The sequence below is a fragment of the Desulfobacter curvatus DSM 3379 genome, assembly GCF_000373985.1.
In the GTDB taxonomy this organism is placed as follows: domain Bacteria; phylum Desulfobacterota; class Desulfobacteria; order Desulfobacterales; family Desulfobacteraceae; genus Desulfobacter; species Desulfobacter curvatus.
Window position 1 is genome coordinate 1 of record NZ_KB893055.1, and the last position, 21,766, is coordinate 21,766.

The window sequence follows — 21,766 nt, forward strand, 5'->3', positions numbered from 1 at the left end:
TGACTTAAATTCGAAAATGTCTTTACCGTCTCGCGAATCTGTTCAAGTTCTGCGTTTTTAATCTGCCGACCACACTGGCTTATCACAGCGTTTTCTCCTCAAATGTAACGTTTCGATTGGTGGGTGAACTCACACACATCCACGTTACATTATCAAAAGACCTGCAGAGTGTCTATTATAATTTTGCGACAAAATAATTTTAGATGTCGCTCCGCCCCCCTGATATCATTGATAATAAATTTTGATGCGTCAGCGCTGCGCCTCTGCCATTTCTCTTGATAAATCAGACAGTTTATTATAGACTTAATTGGTTTAACAGTTGACAGAAAAAGGACCCTAAATGAAATTTTCCTTCAATAAAAAGGATATCCTGGAAGTTCTGGCAAGAATTCAGGGTATCACCGGCAGAAAAACAAATTTAAAAATCACCTCCGATATTTTAATCAAGGCAGTTGAGTCAAAGATAACCATCACGGCCAATGACCTTGAAACGGTTTTCATCGGCACCTATGAAGCACAGGTTGACACCCCGGGCATTCTGTCTATCAACTCAAAGAAATTCTTTGAAATCATCAGAGAATATCCCAATGAGAATATCTGCATCAACGAGGTTGAAAACCGGTGGGTTGAAATAGGATCCGGGGATAGTGTTTACCACATTGTCTCCTCGGATTATGAGAACTTCCCTGAAACCCCTGTGATTGAAAACGTCGACTTCATAGACGTTGCCGCCAAAGACCTGAAAAAGATGGTGGCTGTTTCTTCAGTGGTAGGATACCAGAACGAAGAAAAAAGGACCTATGTCCTGGGTACTCTAATTGAAAAGGCTGAGGTTGAAGGAAATCAAGTGCTGCGGATGGTTTCAACGGATTCAAGAAGACTTCACTGTTTTGACGCGCCGTTTAAAGGGAATCTTGATTTTGGAAGTTCCCGAATCATCATCCCCAAAAAAGGGCTGGCCGAACTTGGAAAATTCATTGATTCCGATATCGAAACCATCAAAGTGGGGGTTAAGAAAAATCATTTCGTGTTCCAGCGGGCCAATGAATCCATCATGATCAAACTGCTTGAAGGCGATTATCCGGACTACAAGCTTGTCATGAATATCGAAGACATGATCCCCATTGAAGTTGACCGGGCAATGTTTCTAACCCTGATGAAACGGGTATCCATCCTTACCTCGGAAGATTACAAAAGCGTTATATTCAACTTCACGGAAAACAATTTGACCGTCACCATCACCAACCCTGAAATCGGTGAATCAAAAGAACAGCTTATGGTTGGTTTCTCAGGCGAAGAGGTTAAAAGTGCTTTTAACCCCAGGTATTTCATGGACGCCCTGAATCTGTTCGAAGACGAGATTGTGACATTGAACATCAAAGACAGCAAAAGCCCCTGCATCGTTAAAAGCATGGAAAACGATAACCTTATCTGCGTAATAATGGCCATCCATCTATCATGAATAAAAACCAAGGAAGTAAAGATTACGGCGCAGGCGACATCAAAGTCTTAGAAGGCCTTGAAGCTGTCCGGAAAAGACCGTCCATGTACATCGGCAACGTGGACCTTGAAGGTCTGCACCACCTGGTATATGAGGTGGTGGACAATTGCATTGATGAAGCCATGGCAGGATATTGCGACACGGTTCTTGTCACCATCCACGAGGACATGTCGGTGAGTGTGGAGGACAACGGCCGGGGGATTCCGGTTGAAATGCACGCAACCGAGCATATACCGGCTTGCGAGGTGGTCATGACCAAACTGCATGCCGGCGGCAAATTCGATAAAGACGCCTATAAAGTCTCCGGCGGCCTGCATGGTGTGGGTATCTCTGTTGTCAATGCCCTGTCCGAGCATCTGACCATGGAGGTGTTCAAAAACGGTAAAATTTACAACCAGACCTATTCCAAAGGGCACAAACTCACTGAACTCGAAATCCTTGGTGATACGGAAAAAAGGGGAACCCGGATCACCTTTTCCCCGGATTTCACCATTATGAATCAAAATGAGTTCAGCTATGACACCCTGTCCCGGCGTATGCGGGAACTGGCTTTTTTGAACAAAGGGGTCAGAATTATCATTGAGGACGAACGGTCCGCCCAGAAGGATGACTTTCATTATGAAGGGGGAATTATCTCCTTTGTGGAATACCTAAACCGGTCCTGCACGCCGTTGCATGATCCCATCCACATTGAAGGAGATAAAAATGATGTCCAAATAGAGGTGGCCATCCAGTACAATGATACCTTTAAGGAGAAACTTTACTCTTTTGCCAACAATATCAGAACCATTGAAGGCGGATTCCATGTATCCGGGTTTAAAGGCGCCCTGACCCGTACGGTGAATGCCTATATTTCGGGCAACACCAGTCTGCCCAAAAACATGCAGAGCATCAAGATCAGCGGGGATGACATGCGAGAGGGGTTGGCTGTCATCATTTCGGTCAAGCTTATGGAACCCCAGTTTGAAGGCCAAACCAAAACAAAATTAGGCAACAATGAGGTCAAGGGCATTGTTGAATCCCTGCTCAATGAAAAATTAGGCCAATTCCTGGAAGAAAATCCCAATGTCGCCAAAAAAATCATCGCCAAGGGCGTGGATGCGGCACGGGCCAGGGATGCGGCAAAACGGGCCAGGGAGCTTGCCCGTAAAAAAGGGACATTGCTTGACTCCACACTGCCGGGTAAACTGGCCGAATGCCAGTTTGCCGATCCTGCTGAGCGTGAACTCTTCCTTGTGGAGGGCGATTCTGCAGGCGGGTCTGCCAAACAGGGCAGGGATCGCCGATTCCAGGCCATCCTGCCATTAAAAGGTAAAATCCTCAATGTGGAAAAGGCGCGGTTCGACAAAATTCTTCGAAGTGACGAGATAAAAAATATCATTACGGTGTTGGGCACAGGCGCGGGCAGGGAAGAGTACAACATAGAAAAAATCCGCTATCATAAAGTGGTCATCATGACGGATGCCGACGTGGACGGCTCCCACATCCGGACACTGCTGCTCACCTTTTTCTACCGCCAGATGCCGGACCTGATATCAAGTGGGTATCTGTATATTGCCCAGCCCCCGCTTTTCAGGGTGGGATCAAGGAAAAATGGCGTATACCTGAAGAATGAGAGTGAATACGCCAATTACCTGATCCGCAGGATTTCATCCCAGAAACAGATCGTGATCAACGGCCAGGACACGCCTCTGACCGAGGATGAATTCTATGCGTTCCTGCAAAACATGACAGACTACTACAACAGCATGGACCAGCTTCACAAACGCGATTATGATACGGATCTACTGTTCACTCTGATCAGGGAAGGGGTCAGCTCAAAACGTTTCCTGGAAGAAAAAACAAACCTGGAAGGGTTGTCCCGGATGCTTAAAGATAAAGGCTACACCCCCCGGGAGATTGAATTTGATGAGGAACGCAGCATTTATGAAATGGATATCCTGGACAACACGGGGCAGACAAAGCTGCTGCGTGTGGGAAGAGACATCCTTGGCACCAACGACTACCAGAAAATGCGCCAGGCCTATGAAAAAATAAAAGACTTAAACCAGCCACCCTTTTCCATATCCTCAAAGGCTGCTGATGCAAAAACCGTAACAACCCTTGATGATTTAAACGGCCTTCATGAATTTCTCATGGCCGAAGCCAAAAAGGGGATCAATATACAGCGCTACAAAGGTCTGGGTGAAATGAATGCGGATCAGCTGTGGGAAACAACCATGAATCCGGAAAAACGGATTATGCTCAAGGTGGATATTGAAGACGCGGAAAAGGCGGACGAAATATTTACCCTGCTCATGGGTGAAGAGGTAGAGCCCCGGCGCAATTTTATCCAGAAGCATGCACTGGAAGTGTCTTCCCTGGATTACTAATCAGATAAAAAGGAGAGTTGAATATGGCAGGTTTAAACAAGGTCATGCTTATCGGTAATTTGGGAAGAGACCCTGAAATCAGGTATACCCAGCAGGGATTGGCAGTGGTAAATTTCCCTCTTGCCACCACCGAATCCTGGACCGACAAAAACACAGGGGAGCGCCAGGATAAAACCGAATGGCACAGGATCAAGGTCTTTGGCAAACAGGCTGAAACCTGCGAAAAATACCTGTCCAAGGGCAGACAAATTTATCTTGAAGGCCGGCTGCAGACCAATTCCTGGGAGAAAGAGGGCCAGACACATTACACCACGGAAATTGTCGTTTCAAACTTCATGTTTCTGGGTAGCCGGGATGGTGGCGGTCAGTCCGGCCCAGGGGGGTCCGATTACCAGAGAGGTGGATATCAGAACCAGCCGAATTCAGGCGGTGGGGGTGGATATACCCCGAACCGTCCGGCACCCAATTCAGATAATTTCCAGGGACCGTCCCAGCCCGGCATGCCGGACGGGCCAGACCAATCCATTCCGGATGACGATATTCCATTCTAGACAGTATCATCATCTGAAAAGGCCTCTCATCGGCATTTATTTTAAAAAACAGAGGTAACATGGAACATATCGTAGGTGTAGCAGATATGAAACGCAGCAACCGGACCGATGATACCATTGTGACATACTCGCTTGGTTCATGCATCGGGGTTGCAATATATGATTCCCAAGCCAAAGTAGGGGGGATGCTTCACTATATGCTGCCGAACTCCGCCATTGATCCCCAAAAGGCAAAAAGCAATCCGTTCATGTTCGCTGATACCGGCATTCCAGAGCTGTTCAGACAAGTATATGCCCTAGGCGCCGAAAAATCCAGAATCAGAGTTTTTGTTGCAGGCGGCGCTGAAATTATGGAGCAGGAAGGCATTTTCAATCTCGGCAGACAAAACTATTCGGCACTGATGCAGATATTAAACAAAAATGATGTTTCCATATGGAAACAGGCTGTGGGGGGATATTCAAACCGGACAATAAAAATGGAAATCGCCTCCGGAAATATTTATTTGCAAACATCCGGATTAGGAGAGGTACGGTTATGACCAGCCTGCAAGTACTGATCAAGGAAATAAAAAATCTAAGACCCATCCCTGCCGTGGTCACCTCCCTTTTGGGAATCGTAGATGACCCCAATGCATCCATGAAAGAGATCACCAAAATCATCCGGTACGATCCTGCTATTACCGCAGATGTCCTTCGAACGGCCAATTCAGCATACTTTGGGTTGAAACATCCGGCTGAGACCATCCAGGAAGCAGCCACGATGATCGGCACTGACCGTCTTGTGGACCTGGTAATGCTCAAGGTGAGCGCCCAGGTCACCAAAGGCGCCCAGAAAGGTTATGATTTGCATGAAGGCGCGTTATGGAAATATTCCGTATCGTCAGCCCTCATTGCAAAACAGGTGGCTAACCAATTGGATCTGCCCAATAAAAACAGCATATTCACCGCCTCGCTTCTCAAGGATATGGGCAAAACAGTTCTGGATAAATTTGTCCAGGATGCCTTTGAAAAAATCTACAATCTGGTGATCAATGAAAATTTCAGTTTTATGGAGGCAGAAAAACAAATTATTGGCGTGGACCATGCCGAGCTTGGCGGCATGATTGCCAAAATGTGGAAATTCTCCCCTAAAATGGTCGGCATCATCCGTAATCATCATCTTACCAGTGAGACCATGGTCAGGGACAATGATCTGGCTGTGGTCTATCTGTCCGATTGCATATGCATGATGATGGGCATGGGGGTGGGGGCGGACGGACTTGCCTATCGATTCCACCGGCAGGCCATGGAGCATATTGGCATTTCAGCCAAAGATACATTGAAAATCATCGCGGAATTCACCTACCGGATGGAGGAAGTAGAAGCGCTGTTGAGGGTTGCCTGAAATTAAGGCCGCCTTCTAATGGAATGCGGCCCTTTAAGAAAAACAAAGGTTCGAAATATCCTTAATTTGTATCTGCGTTTACTTTCGCACCTCAATGCCCTGTTCGGCAAGATACTGTTTCACTGACTGAATGGGCACTTCTTCCCGATGAAAAATACCTGCGGCCAATGCCGCTTCAGCCTTCGTGCGTTTAAACACTTCGGCAAAATGAGCTTCACACCCGGCACCGGACGAGGCAATCACCGGAATGGTGACATCGCTGCGCACAGCATTGATCAGGTCCAGATCAAACCCGGAGTTTGTCCCGTCCTTATCTATACAGTTGAGCAGAATTTCACCGGCGCCCAGTTCTTCACAGGCCTTTGCCAGGGCCACCGCATCAAGATCCATGGCTTTGCGGCCCCCGCTCACCGTACACTGGTACCAGCAATATTCCTCACCGTTGGGACCTTGCTCACCGGAGGTCACCTTGACTACATGGTGTTTGGGGGCATCTTCAGGGGATGCAACCCATGCCCTTTTGGGATCCACGGATATCACCACAGCCTGGGCCCCGTAAACCCTTGATATCTCTTCAATGGCTGATTTCTTTGTTTTCTGGCCGGATTCAAGGTATGCCATGGCGATATGAACCGCATCCGATCCAATGGAAACCTTATCCGCACCTGCCCTGAAATACCGGGCCGCAACATCCAGGGACGAATAGTGCCGGCCCTGGGCATCGGTGAATTCCCGGATACCGCCGCCAATGGTCAAGGGTACAAACACCTGCTTTGATGTTTGTTCCAGGACCTTCAGCATGGGCATATCCTCCAGTGGAAAATCCCTGAATCCTGTTATATTTAAAAAGGTGATCTCGTCAGCACCCTGCTCGTAATATTTCCGGGCCAACGCCACGGGTTTACCAAGATTTCTAACACTGCCTTCTTCTCTGACATCGTATTGATCCCCCTTGGTGACCACCAGATCTCCATTGTCGTTAGACCGGACATCGAGACAGGCAATCACCCTTTTTGACAGGCCTTTGGCCGGTATGTCCGCAGGCCCCCGGGCTTTAAGGCTGTCGGAATGAATAAAATTATCAAGCAGCTTCATGCCGGCGGCCCCACTTTTTTCCGGGTGGAACTGGGTACCGATGACATTGCCCTGCTGTACCGCCGAGGCATAGGGATAATCATAGGTTGTGGTGGCCAGGATAACACCGGGATTCTCGGGTACGATATGGTATGAGTGGACAAAATAGAATTTTGTATCCGGGTCCACCCCGTCAAGAAAAGGGGAGTCCTGTTTGATATGGATGCCGTTCCACCCGATGTGGGGCACGGACAGTTCAGTTCTAAAGCGTTTCACCCGGCCTTTGAAAAACGCGATGCTCTCATTGGTGGAGACCAGTTCTTCCTCACTGCCTTCAAACAGGGCCTGCATGCCCACGCAGATACCCAGGAACGGCCGGTCAGCGTTGAGATATTCGCGCAGGGGCTCAACAAACCCACGCTCATGAAGGATTTCGAGCATGGCTCCGTAATTTCCCACACCGGGAAAAATGAGCCTTTCAGCTGCCAGGATATCTTCAGGTTTCTCAACCATTTTAATGCTGCCGCCCATTTTTTCCACAGCATTGATCAGGCTTCGGACATTGCCGGCCCCATAGTCTAATACGGTAATCTTCATAATCTTATTCCAGCCGCGTTTTTTTCATTAACACCTATGATCTATGCTGCGCCCAAAGGCAGCAAAATAGAAAAGATAACCAATTCCCCCATAGGTGTCCAGTTCATTTTAAGGATAAATCCGGGTTAACCGCATGTAAAAAATATTTGTTTCCGCTATCCGGGATCATATTCCATCTGCCGGGCGGTCTTTTCGGACAAAGTCCTGTTATGAAGTATTTTGACCAGATGTAAACTCATATCGATACCTGCAGAGATGCCTGCAGAGGTGAAAATATTGCCGTCTTCCACCCATCGGACATCCCGGCGAACCCGAAGTTCGGGAAACCGTTGCTGCAAAGCTGGAATATCTTCCCAGTGGGTGGTAACGTTGTGGGTTGTTACGACTTCGGCTGCGCCCAAAAGAAAAACGCCGGTGCAGACAGACGCTGTATACCGGGCCAGATTAGATTGATTCTTAATCCATTCCAGTACATGGGGCTTTTGAAGCTCCTTATCCGGAACGCCGCCTGCCACAATCAAAAGATCAATAACAGGGTGGTTGGAAATACCGTAGTGAGGGATAACCTGGTATCCGCCCCGGGCCCGAACGGCTTTTGGGGTCTCACCGACCAGGAACACATTGAACGGATCATTATCAGGGCAGACCCTGGATGCGGTGGTAAAGACTTCAAAAGGCCCTGAAAAATCCAGGACTTCCGCCTCGTCATATATGTATATTCCAACGTTCATAACATTTCTCCTGCAATCGCGTAAATGCGCTTGAAAGGTGGTTTTTTACAAAGAGGAGCTGAAAGTAATGAGTATAAACCAAATACAAAATCACTTGCTACGCTTAGCCCTATGAAAAAGCCAACCAAAAAATGTTAAATGATCGTTTCACTGAATTAATTTGTAATCTTTTGAACGGCATTTAGTAAATTTGAAAAAGAGGCTGAATGAAACTCGTCTAAATTATTACAAAATGATCAAAATTTTACAATACTTTGTTAAACGAAAACCATATAAAATCACTCTATCCTTTATTAGCACTGTATAAGTTCTCATTCTCAACCCGACTTTTAAACTTTATTGAAGATCATTGTTATTTTCAATAATAGTATTAAGGCATGGACTAAAAATCAATGGAGCCAGGGGTTCTCGGAAAAGCAATCACATCCCGGATATTGGAAATTCCGGTAATCATCATTAAAAACCGCTCAAACCCCATGCCGAAACCCGCGTGGGGCACTGTTCCGAACCTGCGGGAATCCAGGTACCACCAGTAGGCTTGCTTATCAAGGCCCATCTCATCCATCCGGGCTTCCAGGGGGTCTAAGCGCTCCTCCCTCTGGCTGCCTCCGATAAGTTCGCCGATGCCCGGTACCAGAAGATCCATGGCGGCCACGGTTTTGCCATCATCGTTCATGCGCATGTAAAAGGGTTTGATCTCTTTTGGATAATTGATAAGAAATACCGGTGTCTTAAAATGCTCTTCCGCCAGAAACCGTTCATGTTCAGACTGCAGATCAATGCCGTACTCAACCGGATATTCGAATGTTTTGCCGCTTTTTTTCAAGACTTTCACGGCGTCGGTGTAAGAGAGCCGGGCAAAGGGTTTGCTGACCAGGGTTTCCAGCCGTTGCCCCAGGGTTTTGTCCACAAAACGCATGAACAGGTCCAGATCCTCTTTACAATATTCCATGGCATGGTTGACCAGGTATTTAACCAACTCTTCAGCATGGTCCATATCCCCGTCAAGATCACAGAAGGCCATTTCCGGTTCCAGCATCCAGAACTCTGCGGCATGGCGCCGGGTATTGGAATTTTCCGCCCTGAAGGTCGGGCTGAAAGTATAGACATCGCCCAGGGAAAGGGCAAACATTTCGGCTGAGAGTTGGCCGGATACGGTGAGATTGGCTTCCCGGCCGAAAAAGTCCCTGGAAAAATCCATTTTCCCTTGTTTCTGAACATCAGCCGGATCCAGGCCAGTGACCCGGAACATCTCTCCTGCCCCCTCGCAGTCAGAGCCTGTGATCAATGGAGAGTGAAGATAATAAAATCCCTTGTCCAGATAAAAGGCATGAATGGCCTGGGCCATTCGGGATCTGATCCTGAAAGCCGCCCCGTATTTGTTGGTCCGGGGCCGCAGGTGGGCAATGCTACGTAAAAACTCGTCGGTATGCCGCTTTTTCTGCAACGGATAATTTTCCGGCGCAATGCTGATGACATCCACAGCAGTGGCCTGGATTTCCCACTTCTGGCCCTTGCCGGGGGATGCCACCAGTGTTCCGGTTACTCCGGCTGCGGAACCTGTGGTCAGTTTTTCCACCTGACCGTATTCAGCCAAACCGTTTCCGGCAATCACCTGGATGTTGGCCAGGCAGGAGCCGTCATTGAGCTCAATAAAACTAAAATCCTTTGCGTCTCTTTTGGTCCGAACCCATCCCTGCACAAAGACCTCACCGGGTGAAGCGGCCATGTCCAGCACAGCCTTTATCTTGGTTCTTTTCATTGCAATTTCCGTTTTAAAAATATATAATATTTGATTTTAAATTAGACAAAGTAAAGGTTAGAATATAAATAAAATCAGTATCATGCACGAGCAAAATTATCAATACATCCTTAACCGGGTCCAGACCCCGACCCGGTATTCCGGCAGTGAAATCAACACCGTAAAAAAAGACCTGTCCCAGGTTGACCTGACCTTTGCCCTGGCCTTTCCGGATTTGTATGAAATCGGTACATCCCACTTTGGGCTTCAAATCCTTTATTCCATCCTGAACAACCGGGAAAACATTGCAGCAGAAAGGTTTTTTGCCCCGGCCCCGGATATGGAAGCTTTGATGCGGGAAAAAGAAGTGCCCTGCCTCTCCATGGAGAGCCGGATCCCCTTGGACCAATTTCATATCATTGGTGTCAGCCTGTTGTATGAGCTCAATTTCACCAATATTCTGACCCTGTTTGACCTGTCCGGCATCCCCTTTTATGCGGACCAGCGGGATGACAGCTTTCCTTTGATCATTGCCGGCGGCCCCTGTGCCTTTAACCCCGAACCCCTGGCTGATTTTTTTGATGCCTTTATCATCGGGGACGGGGAAGAGTCGATCACCCAGGTGGCAGATACCGTTATTGCGTTTAAAAAAGAGGGCGACGGAAACAAAAAAACCTTGCTCAGGATGCTTTCCCAAATTGAGGGCGTGTATGTGCCGTCCTTTTTTACCGTATCCCGGGATGGCGCAGACCACCAGATTCTGACCCCGCTCTATGAGGACCACACCTGCATCAAACGGGCCATCGTGCCTGAACTGACCTTTGCCGATTTCCCCATTTCCCCCATCGTGCCCTTTGGCAAACCGGTGCATGACCGCCTGCGCCTGGAAATCGCCCGGGGATGTTCCAGGGGCTGCCGGTTCTGCCAGGCCGGAATGATTTACAGGCCCGTGCGAGAACGAAGCCTGGAAGACCTTCTTAAAATCACCAAAACCTCCCTGGCAACCACGGGCTACTCGGACATCTCCCTTCTCTCTTTGAGTACCGGAGATTATTCGCAACTGCCGGCACTCATGGAAGAGCTTTTGATGCTAAGCCAGGGCCAGTGCAATGCCATCAGCCTGCCGTCCATCCGGGCGGAAAAGCTGACTCCCCAGCTCATGGAGCTGATTAAAAGTGTCCGTAAAACCGGCTTTACCATTGCACCCGAAGCCGGGACCCAGCGCCTGCGGGATATCATCAACAAAAACCTCTCCGAAGAGAGCATTGAAAAAACTGTTCAGAATGCCCTGGCCCTGGGCTGGAAAAACATCAAGTTGTACTTTATGACAGGCCTTCCCTTTGAACAGATGGATGACATCCAGGGTATTGCAAATCTTACCCGGCGCCTGGCCTCTACCTATACCAAGGGAAAGCAGATGATCAATGCATCTGTGACCTGCTTTATTCCCAAAGCCCACACTCCGTTCCAGAACCATGCCCAGATGACCTTGGACCAGACCCTTGAAAAACTGCAATACCTCAAGGACAATCTGCGGCACCCCAAGGTAAAGCTCAAATGGCAGGATCCGAAGATGAGTCTTTTGGAAGGGGTATGGGCCAGGGGAGACCGGGCCCTGTCGGCGCTTCTGGTCAAGGCATTTGAACTGGGATGCCGCCTGGACGGATGGAGTGACCACTTCAATTTCAACCTGTGGGAACAGGCATTTGAGGCCACAGGCATTGATCCGGCCTTTTATACCACCCGCCAAAGAGCACCTGGTGAGCCTCTGCCCTGGGACCACATTGATTCCGGCATTAAAAAAGAGTTCCTGGAAAGCGAATTTAAAAAAGCCGAAGAGATGGCCCTGACACCGGACTGCCGGGAGAACGCCTGCACCGGGTGCGGCATTTGCAACTTTAAAACCATTGCACCTGTGGTTCAAAAAAATAATGCCGGACAGGAGGCGCTTTTAGACCCCCCCCTGGATAAACAAACAGGAGGGCAGCCGGAGCGCTTACCGGACGATGCGTTTATCAAATATGAATTGAAATTTTGCAAACTGGAAGACGCCAGATTTTTCGGTCATCTGGAAATGGCCACCATTTTCCAGCGGGCGGTCAAGCGTACAGGCTTTGCCGTAAAATATTCCAAGGGGTTTAACCCGTCCATGCGCATGTCCTTTGCCACCGCCCTGCCCCTGGGAATGGAAAGTGAAGAAGAAAGTCTTTACATCTATCTTGAAAAAGGATTAACGCCCGGCAGAATCATGTCATCCCTGAACGCTCAGTTGCCCCGGGGTATTGCGATTACAGACTGCGCGCTTTTCCGTAAATCATCGCAAAACCCGACACCCCGGGACACCTATCAGATCATATTTGAAGCACCCTGTATCGGCCAGCCCGAACTGGACCGGTTTCTGGGCCTGCCTGAATTTATGGTTGAAGATATCAGCAAAAAGGGTAAAATTCGAAAAACAGATTTACGAAAAGCGCTTTCATCCGTCCGGCTGATTTCCCCTATTTGCCTTGAAATGGCGCTGACATCCTATAATGCACGCATCGTCAGGCCTGCAGAACTTCTGGCCGGGGGATTTGGTATTGATGATACAGCGTTAAAGGATGCAAAAATAAAAAAATTGAAGAGTTAATGTAATGTAGACCATAAGGATTTGTTATGCTCAAAGAGCTTGTTGTCAATTGTGCTCCCCATGAAACCCGGGTCGCCCTGCTGGAAAACGGGACCATAGTCGAGGTATTTAATGAACGCAGGGATGACACAAGTATTTCAGGAAATATCTATAAAGGCAGGGTCCAGCGGGTGCTGCCGGGTATGCAGGCCGCGTTCGTGGATATCGGATTTGACCAGGCGGCCTTCCTCTATGTGGATGACGTATTGGATTCGGCCAGTCTTAAGTTGTGCAGGCAACTGGAACAGGACGCGGATGCAGAAGAAAGAGATGATGACGGACTGGCGGTTGATGAAATGGACGAAGAGTCCGAGTCATGGAAAGCCCCCGCACCGGAATGCGCCATCCAGGGACTGCTTGTTGAGGGTCAGGAAATTCTGGTCCAGGTGGCAAAATCATCCATCGGATCCAAGGGCCCACGGGTCACCACCCATATTTCCCTGGCCGGCAGGTACATGGTGCTGATGCCCACGGTGGATCACATCGGCATTTCCAAGCGGATCACGGACGAAACCGAACGGACCCGGCTGAAGGACATGCTCAAAGGGCTGCGTAAAAACAATTTCGGCTATATTTTCAGGACCCAGGCCAAAGACATTGATGAACTCACCTTGTCAAAAGAGATCGAATTTTTAAACAATACCTGGCAGGATATCCAGGAAAGAGACCGAACCACATCGGCCACAGCCCTGGTTTACAAAGATCTGAATGCCACCTTTCGGGCGGTCAGGGATCTTCTGGCCAATGAAGCGGACAAACTGATCATTGACTCAAAACAAGAATATGAAAGCGTCCAGAATTTTCTAAAAAAACTGATGCCGGACGTCAACCTTTCCGTTGAACTGTACCAGGGAAAAGAGTCTATTTTTGACGCATACAATATTGAAGGAGACATCACCCGGGCACTGAAAAAAAAAGTCTGGCTCAAATCAGGCGGGTATATTGTCATTGAGCAAACCGAAGCGTTGGTGGCCATTGACGTGAATACCGGACGGTATGTCGGCAAACGAAACTTTGATGAAACCATTTTGAAAACCAACCTGGAAGCAGTCAAAGAGATTGCCTACCAGGTTCGGTTGCGCAATATCGGCGGTATCATCATTATTGACTTCATTGACATGCGTAAAACCGCCCACAAAGACAAGGTCATGGCCCAGATGCACGAAGCCATGAAAAAGGATAAAAGCCAGACCAATATTCTTCCTCTCACGGAACTTGGCCTGGTTCAGATGACGCGCAAACGCACCCGGCGCAATCTGACCAGAACCCTATGTGAGCCCTGTTTTTATTGTAATGGGAATGGCTACCTGCTGTCGGGAAAATCCATCTGCTACAAAATTTACAGGGATCTGGCCGCCGAAGCCAAGGATATGATGGGCAACAGGTTTACGGTAAAAGTACATCCGGAAATTGCCCAGCTTTTCCACGGCAGCGAAAACCATCTACGGGTTTCCCTGGAATCAAAATTTTCAAAGCCCATTTCCATTTACCCGGAACCCCATTACCATATTGAGGAATACCACATATTTGAATCCCTTTCCCCGAAACCTTCGAAAGAAGAGGATTGATCGTACAGATTATTTGATTGCGCCAAGCCATATCATTCTATTCTGTAAATTTTTTATGAACGTTGGGGGTCAGTTTGATTGACATTAATGGATATATGGATTAGTATTCCATGTTTATTGTAGTTTATGCAATTGGTATTGATAACTAATAACAAGACAGGACAAGGAACAAAATTCTATGAAACGCACTTATCAGCCAAGCAACCGAAAAAGAACCAGAAAACACGGATTCCTGAAAAGAATGTCCACCCCGGGCGGCAAACGCATCATTAATGCCAGACGGGCCAAGGGAAGAAAAAGATTGACCACGGTTTAAATCTTTCAGGGGCGTATTGAGTAACTATTCTTTACCCAAAGATGTACGGCTCCGGAAACGGGCCGAATTTTTAAAGCTTTCACAACATGGTAGAAAGATACGAACCAGCTATTTTATAGCTGCTGTTTCCAAGGGAACAGAAAAAAACAATCGAATTGGAATTACCGTATCTAAAAAAGTGGGGAATGCAGTCGCGCGCAACAGAATAAAAAGGCTTGTAAGAGAGTATTTCAGACACAGGAAAAATTTTGTATCCGGAACAAACGACATCAGCATAATTGCAAGAAAAGGTCTGACAGCACTGTCCAATAAAGAGATTTATGAAAAGCTTAATAAACTTTTTGAAAAAATTGCATTGGCATAAATGATCAGACAGCTGTTATCCATATTAATCAGGTTTTATCAGATTTTTATATCGCCGCTCCTTGGCGCCCATTGCAGATATGAGCCAACGTGTTCGCATTATGCCTTGGAAGCGATTCAAAAATATGGCAGCATAAAAGGCAGCGTTTTGGCAACAAAAAGAGTATTGCGCTGCCACCCGTTCCGACCTGGCGGATATGATCCGGTCCCTTAAACCAGCTTTAAAAACAATCTGTTAAGCGCCACCTGCCTTCCTCTTTCTTTACACTTTTAAAACAACCCCTTGTTTTTAGGAGAAAAGATGGATGAGCAAAAACGATTATTATTAGCTGTGGTGCTGTCAATTGTAGTCCTTTTGGGCTATCAATTCTTCTTCGCACCCACACCCCAGCCTAATAATCAAAACCAGGACGCCCCGTCACAGACGATAAATTCGTCTGAATCCGATTCCGCAAAGGTTTCGGACTTTACCCCAGAGGCAGTACCCACACCTACCCCGGTGGCCCAGACCGATTTACGGGACTTTCGTACCATTACGCTGTCCACCCCCTACTACACCATTGCCGTCAGTGAGCACAAAGCGGCGGTAACGAGCCTGACGCTTAAGGATTACAGGGAAACCAATGATAAAGGGGCTCCTGCAAAACAGTTGGTGGCTGAGGAATTGGCCGATCTTACCGGAGGTATCTTTGCCCTTGATACCGCCAAGGGAGGTATCAGGGGGCTGGCCGATGCTGTTTTCTCATCCGATGCGGACAGCACAAATCTTTCCTTGAACCAGGGGGAAAAAAACATTACATTTTCCTGGACAAACCCGGACGGCATTACCGTAAAAAAAATATTAACCTTCAGGGCGGACTCCTACCTTATCCATTGTGACATCATTGTTCAAAACGGCTCCAACATGCCCGTCAACGACGGCATCAGCATTTGCGTCCCCGGTTACTTCAATGACGATATCAAGTCCCGGTCCCGGTTCGCGTTTGAAGGGCCTGTGGCCTACCTGGACAACAAATTTACCACCATCAAACCCAAAGACATTGAAGACAAGGATACCTATTCGGGAATTGTGGGCTGGGTAGGGTACACCAGCCGTTATTTTCTGACCGCGGTGATGCCGGATACCCCGGAGGACGCCACTGTGAAGCTCTCCTTTGCCAATGACGTTGTAACCAACCGGCTGGTTACCCAGATGGCCCGGCTGGATCCGGAGAAACAAAATCAGCAGGCCTTTACTTTGTATATGGGCCCCAAAAGTCATAAAATCTTAAGCCAATATGACAATCTGCTGAAAAAATCCGTAAATTTCGGTTTTTTTGACATCATCGCCAAGCCGTTGCTCATTGCCATGAACTTTATTCATGACATCATCCCCAATTACGGGGTAGCCATCATTCTTCTGACCATCTTCATCAAACTGATATTCTGGCCCCTGGGCACCAAAAGCTACAAGTCCATGAATGAGATGAAAAAAGTACAGCCTTTGATGATGGAGATCAGGGAAAAATACAAAGATGACAAGCAACGCATGAATCAGGAGATCATGGGATTGTACAAAACCTACAAGGTCAACCCGGCTTCCGGATGCCTGCCGCTGCTGGTTCAGATGCCCATTTTCTTTGCCCTGTACCGCATGCTCTATATGGCCATTGAACTGCGCCACGCGCCATTTGTGGGTTGGATTCAGGATCTGTCCGGTCCGGACCGCCTGTTTCACTTTAATTTTGCCATCCCCTTTATGGACGCCCCTTACGGTATCCCCGTACTGACACTTCTCATGGGGGCATCCTTCCTGCTCCAGCAAAAAATGACCCCCACGGCCGGGGATCCCATGCAGGCAAAAATGATGATGCTTATGCCCATATTCATGACCGTTCTGTTTATCAACTTTCCGGCAGGGCTGGTTCTGTACATGTTTGTCAACAACATCATCTCAATGGGCCAGCAGTATTACACACAAAAGATTTTAGCCTAAGGAGGACGCATGAACCAACCTCTTGAATTTACCGGAAAGAATGTTAATTCCGCTGTAGAGGCGGCCTGCAAGCAACTGAATATTCCACCAAAAGAATTAAAATACAATGTGATCTCAACGGGAACAACCGGTATTTTCGGTATTGTCGGTCGCAAAGACGCCCGGATCCGTGTGACGGTTCCGGCCAAGACACAGCAAGACAAGGAAGGCATTCTTTCCATTGTAGATGAAGCCTTCGGGCAGAACAAACCCAAGCCACAACCCAAACAGGCCGCGCCTGCACCCAAAAAGCCGGAACCGAAACCAAGGCAGATAAAAGAAAAAGAGCCGAAGGAGGAGGCGTCTGACGGCCAGGATAAAAAATTTCAGAATTCCGAAAACGAACCCAAACGTGAAGAGGAAGATACGGGCCGGTGGGATGCCCGCCCGGCACCCAGGTCTGAAAGGCCGGACAAAGAGGAACTGCCGCCGGAGCCGGTTTCCCAGGCATCCATTGACCTAGGCGTTAAAACCGTGCAAAAAATGGCAGACCTGATCACCGAAGACGCACATGTTGAAGCCATCACCCAAGAGAACAAACTGACCCTTCAAATCAATGGCGGCAATACCGGCATTCTGATTGGCCGAAAGGGTCAGACCCTGGACGCCATGCAGTTTCTTACGGATAAAATCATTAACCGCCAGAGCGAATCCCGCGTCAGGGTCAAAGTTGACATTGAAGGTTATATGGAGACCCGGAAGGCCAATTTAAAGCATCTGGCTCTGAAAATGGCGGAAAAAGCCAAAAAAACAGGGCGGCCGGCCACCATTAACCAGATGAGTGCCCAGGATCGCCGTATTGTTCACCTTGCCCTCAAGGACGATGCCCAGGTTCGCACCCAGAGCATGGGAGACGGCTATTACAGACGTCTGGTTATTTTTCCCAAAAAGCGCAACGCCTACAGGGGGAAAAAACGGTTCAAAAAGTAAATGACAGATACAATTGCCGCAATAGCCACCCCATTTGGAAGCGGCGGCATCGGTGTTATCCGGATTTCAGGTCCACACGCCTTTGATCTGGCAGCTAAAATTTTTTCAAAGACACCGGCCGATGGGGAAAAAAAGGCACCGCAATTTATTTCCCACAGGGTAAGCCACGGCTTTATATGTGACGGGGACACCACGATTGACGAAGTGCTTGTTATCCCCATGAAAGCCCCGCGTTCCTATACAGCCGAGGATGTTGTGGAGATCCAGGCCCATTCGGGCACCATTGTTCTACGCCGTATTTTAGACCTGCTGTTCAGCCAAGGTGCGCGCCCGGCAGAACCCGGAGAATTTACACGGCGAGCCTTTTTAAACGGACGGATTGACCTGACCCAAGCTGAAGCCGTGGCAGACATCATTAATGCACGATCGGATTCATCCCTGAAATTTGCCGCCTCCCAGAACCTTGGCACACTTGGCCAAAGTATCCGGGACATGATATCCGTCTTGACCCAATTTCATGCCCGGCTTGAGGCGGCCATTGACTTCCCCGATGATGCAGGTGTATTTTCCTACACCAGCCGGGATAAAACAGAACTTCAATCCGTTGCAGACAAAATTGGGGGGCTTATCCAGCAGCACAAGGATGCCTGTTTTTTAAAAACCGGCATACGCATGGCCATCTGCGGTGAGCCCAATGTCGGAAAATCCAGCATAATGAACCGGATTCTGGAAAAGGAAAAATCCATTATCACGGCCATCCCCGGAACCACCCGGGACCCCATTGAAGACAGTCTGATCATTGAGGGCATTCCCTTTGTCGTTGTTGATACGGCGGGCATCCACCAGACAGATGATCTTGTGGAAATCATCGGCATTGAAAAGGCCAGGGACCAGATAGAAGCGGCTGATATTGTCCTTTATGTGATTGAACCGGGAAAACCCTTTCCCGGAAAAACCGTATCAACGATCCTGCCCGAAGATAAGCCGGCCATTTTTGCCATCAATAAAATGGACCTGGCGGATGAACTTGATCTGCCCCAACTGCCTGAAAGATATGCCGACCCAAGTCCAGTGGAAGTCTCGGCACTCACGGGAAAAGGAATAAATACCCTTAGAACAAAACTTCTGGAGACCTGTATCGGCAACCTTGACATTGGGAATGATGCGGTCATCCCCAATCTTCGGCATAAAAACGCCCTTGTCCAGGCCCTTGGGCATATGACCACTATGATGGAAGGACTTGAAAACGGTCAGGAGGAGGAGACCCTGGCACTGGATGTTAAAAATTGTATTGACCAGCTCGGGACAATTACCGGGGACACTGCGCCTCCGGATATCCTTGATGCTGTTTTTAATAATTTCTGCATTGGTAAGTAAAGGTATACCCATGGATTTAGATAAACATTTTGTAAAATATGAAGCGGTTGTCAGCATGGTGGACCAGGTCTTTGACCGGGTTAAAAAGGAGTTCCCCAAAGAGGTATTCTGCAGGGAAAAATGCTCGGACTGCTGCTATGCCATTTTTGATCTGACCCTGATCGAGGCGATCTACCTGAACCACAAGTTTAACGAAAAATTTTCAGGCAATGAAAAATCCGATCTCATTGCCATTGCCGATAAAACAGACCGGGCTTTGGCCAAAATGAAGCGGGATGCCTACAAAAAAGTCAAGGAGGGGGCTGACCAGCTTGAAATTGTGGGAAGAATGTCCCAGGAACGGGTCCGCTGTCCTCTTCTAGGTGAAAACAATTTGTGCCTGATGTACGAGCACCGGCCTATTACCTGCAGGGTATACGGAATACCCACCTCCACGGCAGGGGCATCCCATATCTGTGGCCGGACTAACTTTGTCCAGGGTAAGGCCTATCCCACCCTGAACATGGACAAAATATACACCCAGCTTCAGCTTTTATCTGCAGAACTGGTCAAAGATATTAAATCGACCAATATCCGGATGCATGAATTGCTCATCCCTGTATCCATGGCTATGGTCACCCTGTTTAACGATGAATTTCTTGGAGTAAAAAAAGATGGCTGAAACACACTTCTCCCCCGAGGAAATTGAAGAAAGAAAAAAGGCAATTTTCGATGCCATGGGAAAACGGGGCCAGCGGCAGATTACGAAAATGGGATACGACAAATGGGACCCGTTCCAGGAACCCAAAGATCCCATTGATATTCGCAAGGATAAAACCAAACGAACCTCCCAGCAGCTGATCCGGGAGTTTCTCACAGCCATTGATGCGGATGAATATTCCAACAGCTATGCCCAGGGCGCCCTTGAAATGTGCCTTGGCATCATAAATGAAGAAGAAAAAATCAGGGGCATGTTTGATTTTGGCCAATGGTATACAAGACTGCTTGAAGAAGAGGGACATGATCCCCTTTGACCGGGACCGTGCCCTGGATATTCTGAATAATGCCACAGCACGCCTGACGGCCCGGGCCTATATCCGTGAAATGAGCCGGGAATTTTCCCTGAAACCGTCCCAGGCGAAAAAAGTGCTGAAATCCCTAGTGGATAGTCAGGATGTAGCTTACCAGGATCTATATGGATCCACCTATGTCATGGAAGGCTTTTCAAAACCGGTCCGGATCACGGACCGGTTTTTTATCCTACCTCCTGATGTTGCAAGCATTGCGGGCCCCAATGATATGGATATCCGGATAAGCCCGGGTATCTCCTTTGGTACCGGCCACCACCCCACCACCCGGCTTTGCCTGGCTGCCCTGGACAAGCTTTTTTTCTCAGAAGGGCAGACCGACCATCTTCAAGGCGGTAAGGCAGGGGATATCGGCACGGGTTCCGGGGTGCTGGCCATAGCGGCCTGCCTTGCAGGCATGTCACAATGCACGGCCTGGGAAACAGACCCCAATGCGGTTAGCGAGGCCCGCCGGAATGTTGCGGCCAACGGCCTTGAAAAAAGAATAAACGTCATCCACGACATCATGGCGCCCCAGGATTTAGGGCTCTCCCTTGTTATGGCCAATTTGAGGTTTCCCACCCTCAAGCAGATTGCACCGGACATTTATTCAATCCTTGTACCCGGTGGCAACCTGATTATTTCAGGGGTCAGGGCCTGGGAAATGGACAACCTGAAAACCCATTACGGCGCCATGGGATTTTCCATGGACTGGGAACGTGAAGAAAAGCTGTGGGGTGCCCTGACCCTGACGAAAACGCATTAGAGGAAAGCATGCGACCTGCCATTCAACTTCTTATAACCGTGCTTCTGGTTTTAAGTGTATCCCAGGCCAGGTGTGATGTGTATAGCTGGGTCGACGAAAACGGCGTCCGGCACTTTTCCAATGTCAGTTTGCCCTATGGGAAAAAGGCAACACAAATACCCGAAGCTGTCAGTGCCGCCATAGATCAATCCAATTTTAAAGTTACAAAAGTATTTGACGGGGATACCGTGCAGGTTCAGGGAGAGGATCTTGAATTTCGAATCCGCATGGTGGCCATTGACGCCCCGGAAACCGGTGGATCAAAAAAGAAGGGGCAGCCCTATTCCCAAAAAGCAACAAAAGTTTTACGGCAGCTTATTCAGGGCAAAAAAGTCCGGTTGAAACAATACGGTACCGGCGGGTACAACCGGATTCTGGCGGAAATTTTTTCCCAGGGTCGCAACATTAATCTGACCATGGTCCAGCAGGGCCTTGCCGAAGTCTACCGGGGCAGATTACCTAAAAATCTTGACCCCGATCCTTACAAGAAGGCCGAAACTGATGCCAGACACAGGATGGCAGGTATGTGGTCACAGGGGAAGGCGTATAAGAGTCCAAAAACGTGGCGGAAAGAAAATCCAAGATAGAATCAGGATCGGTTACAAAAATTGCTTCCCGGGTTACATATTTTACACCCGGTATTCTTTTTAAATGAAAGTTTAAATAAGTTCTTGAATTGCTTTCATGTGTTGTTGTGGGTTGAGTCTGGGTGTTGGTAGACCAGATCA

At 48.3% G+C, this 21,766-nt stretch carries 20 protein-coding genes; 17 read left to right on the forward strand and 3 right to left on the reverse strand.

The genetic code is table 11. From position 1 onward, the window contains the following. Positions 1 to 340 precede the first annotated feature (340 nt). The 5 genes from dnaN to B147_RS0111805 are packed head-to-tail and all read left to right on the forward strand — an operon-like array spanning position 341 to position 5,808. Complete coding sequence (gene dnaN / locus B147_RS0111785) at positions 341 to 1,462, forward strand: DNA polymerase III subunit beta (protein WP_020587402.1); 1,122 nt, start codon at positions 341 to 343, stop codon at positions 1,460 to 1,462. Beyond that, a complete protein-coding gene (gyrB, locus tag B147_RS0111790; protein WP_020587403.1) occupies positions 1,459 to 3,873 on the forward strand; it encodes a DNA topoisomerase (ATP-hydrolyzing) subunit B in 2,415 nt (804 codons plus the stop codon). Before dnaN ends, gyrB begins: the two co-directional genes overlap by 4 nt. A 23-nt stretch (positions 3,874 to 3,896) precedes the next feature. Next, on the forward strand, positions 3,897 to 4,424 hold the full coding sequence (locus tag B147_RS0111795) for a single-stranded DNA-binding protein (protein WP_020587404.1): 528 nt from the start codon (positions 3,897 to 3,899) through the stop codon (positions 4,422 to 4,424). A gap of 59 nt (positions 4,425 to 4,483) precedes the next feature. Beyond that, entirely contained in the window at positions 4,484 to 4,963 is a 480-nt protein-coding gene (locus tag B147_RS0111800; protein ID WP_020587405.1) for a chemotaxis protein CheD, read from the forward strand. Next, complete coding sequence (locus B147_RS0111805) at positions 4,960 to 5,808, forward strand: HDOD domain-containing protein (protein ID WP_020587406.1); 849 nt, start codon at positions 4,960 to 4,962, stop codon at positions 5,806 to 5,808. Before B147_RS0111800 ends, B147_RS0111805 begins: the two co-directional genes overlap by 4 nt. Positions 5,809 to 5,886: 78 nt before the next feature. Here B147_RS0111805 and B147_RS0111810 read toward each other — a convergent pair whose 3' ends face one another. The 3 genes from B147_RS0111810 to asnS form a co-directional block, all read right to left on the reverse strand. Beyond that, positions 5,887 to 7,479, reverse strand: a complete 1,593-nt coding sequence (locus B147_RS0111810; RefSeq protein ID WP_020587407.1) for an imidazole glycerol phosphate synthase HisHF — start codon at positions 7,477 to 7,479, stop codon at positions 5,887 to 5,889. 155 nt (positions 7,480 to 7,634) lie between these two features. Further along, positions 7,635 to 8,210 (reverse strand): DJ-1/PfpI family protein, encoded by a 576-nt coding sequence (locus B147_RS0111815; protein ID WP_020587408.1) that lies wholly within the window; start codon positions 8,208 to 8,210, stop codon positions 7,635 to 7,637. A gap of 382 nt (positions 8,211 to 8,592) precedes the next feature. Further along, the gene (asnS, locus tag B147_RS0111820; protein ID WP_020587409.1) at positions 8,593 to 9,972 is read right to left on the reverse strand and encodes an asparagine--tRNA ligase; all 1,380 of its coding nucleotides are present in this window, start codon (positions 9,970 to 9,972) and stop codon (positions 8,593 to 8,595) included. An 82-nt stretch (positions 9,973 to 10,054) separates the two neighbouring features. Between asnS and B147_RS0111825 the strand changes: the two genes are divergently transcribed. The 12 genes from B147_RS0111825 to B147_RS28225 all read left to right on the forward strand — a co-directional run bounded on the left by B147_RS0111825 (position 10,055) and on the right by B147_RS28225 (position 21,625). Beyond that, the gene (locus B147_RS0111825; RefSeq protein ID WP_020587410.1) at positions 10,055 to 12,580 is read left to right on the forward strand and encodes a TIGR03960 family B12-binding radical SAM protein; all 2,526 of its coding nucleotides are present in this window, start codon (positions 10,055 to 10,057) and stop codon (positions 12,578 to 12,580) included. A gap of 26 nt (positions 12,581 to 12,606) precedes the next feature. Further along, positions 12,607 to 14,187, forward strand: a complete 1,581-nt coding sequence (locus tag B147_RS0111830; protein ID WP_020587411.1) for an Rne/Rng family ribonuclease — start codon at positions 12,607 to 12,609, stop codon at positions 14,185 to 14,187. Positions 14,188 to 14,365: 178 nt separating this feature from the next. Then, positions 14,366 to 14,503 (forward strand): 50S ribosomal protein L34, encoded by a 138-nt coding sequence (gene rpmH, locus B147_RS0111835; protein WP_004070715.1) that lies wholly within the window; start codon positions 14,366 to 14,368, stop codon positions 14,501 to 14,503. A gap of 16 nt (positions 14,504 to 14,519) precedes the next feature. Further along, the gene (rnpA, locus tag B147_RS0111840; RefSeq protein WP_020587412.1) at positions 14,520 to 14,867 is read left to right on the forward strand and encodes a ribonuclease P protein component; all 348 of its coding nucleotides are present in this window, start codon (positions 14,520 to 14,522) and stop codon (positions 14,865 to 14,867) included. After that, positions 14,868 to 15,080 carry a membrane protein insertion efficiency factor YidD gene (yidD, locus tag B147_RS31185; RefSeq protein ID WP_085931435.1) on the forward strand — a complete coding sequence of 71 codons (213 nt, stop codon included), beginning with the start codon at positions 14,868 to 14,870 and terminating at the stop codon, positions 15,078 to 15,080. An 87-nt stretch (positions 15,081 to 15,167) separates the two neighbouring features. Beyond that, complete coding sequence (yidC, locus tag B147_RS0111845) at positions 15,168 to 16,841, forward strand: membrane protein insertase YidC (RefSeq protein WP_020587413.1); 1,674 nt, start codon at positions 15,168 to 15,170, stop codon at positions 16,839 to 16,841. 9 nt (positions 16,842 to 16,850) lie between these two features. Continuing rightward, a complete protein-coding gene (gene jag / locus B147_RS0111850; protein ID WP_020587414.1) occupies positions 16,851 to 17,810 on the forward strand; it encodes an RNA-binding cell elongation regulator Jag/EloR in 960 nt (319 codons plus the stop codon). Next, the gene (mnmE, locus tag B147_RS0111855; RefSeq protein WP_020587415.1) at positions 17,811 to 19,187 is read left to right on the forward strand and encodes a tRNA uridine-5-carboxymethylaminomethyl(34) synthesis GTPase MnmE; all 1,377 of its coding nucleotides are present in this window, start codon (positions 17,811 to 17,813) and stop codon (positions 19,185 to 19,187) included. Between the two features lie 10 nt (positions 19,188 to 19,197). Next, positions 19,198 to 19,848 (forward strand): YkgJ family cysteine cluster protein, encoded by a 651-nt coding sequence (locus B147_RS0111860; protein WP_157237866.1) that lies wholly within the window; start codon positions 19,198 to 19,200, stop codon positions 19,846 to 19,848. Further along, on the forward strand, positions 19,841 to 20,200 hold the full coding sequence (locus B147_RS0111865; protein WP_020587417.1) for a hypothetical protein: 360 nt from the start codon (positions 19,841 to 19,843) through the stop codon (positions 20,198 to 20,200). The genes B147_RS0111860 and B147_RS0111865 overlap by 8 nt, the downstream gene beginning before the upstream one ends. Continuing rightward, on the forward strand, positions 20,187 to 20,999 hold the full coding sequence (locus tag B147_RS0111870) for a 50S ribosomal protein L11 methyltransferase (protein WP_020587418.1): 813 nt from the start codon (positions 20,187 to 20,189) through the stop codon (positions 20,997 to 20,999). Before B147_RS0111865 ends, B147_RS0111870 begins: the two co-directional genes overlap by 14 nt. Before the next feature lie 8 nt (positions 21,000 to 21,007). Next, a complete protein-coding gene (locus tag B147_RS28225; RefSeq protein WP_020587419.1) occupies positions 21,008 to 21,625 on the forward strand; it encodes a thermonuclease family protein in 618 nt (205 codons plus the stop codon). Positions 21,626 to 21,766: the final 141 nt, after the last annotated feature.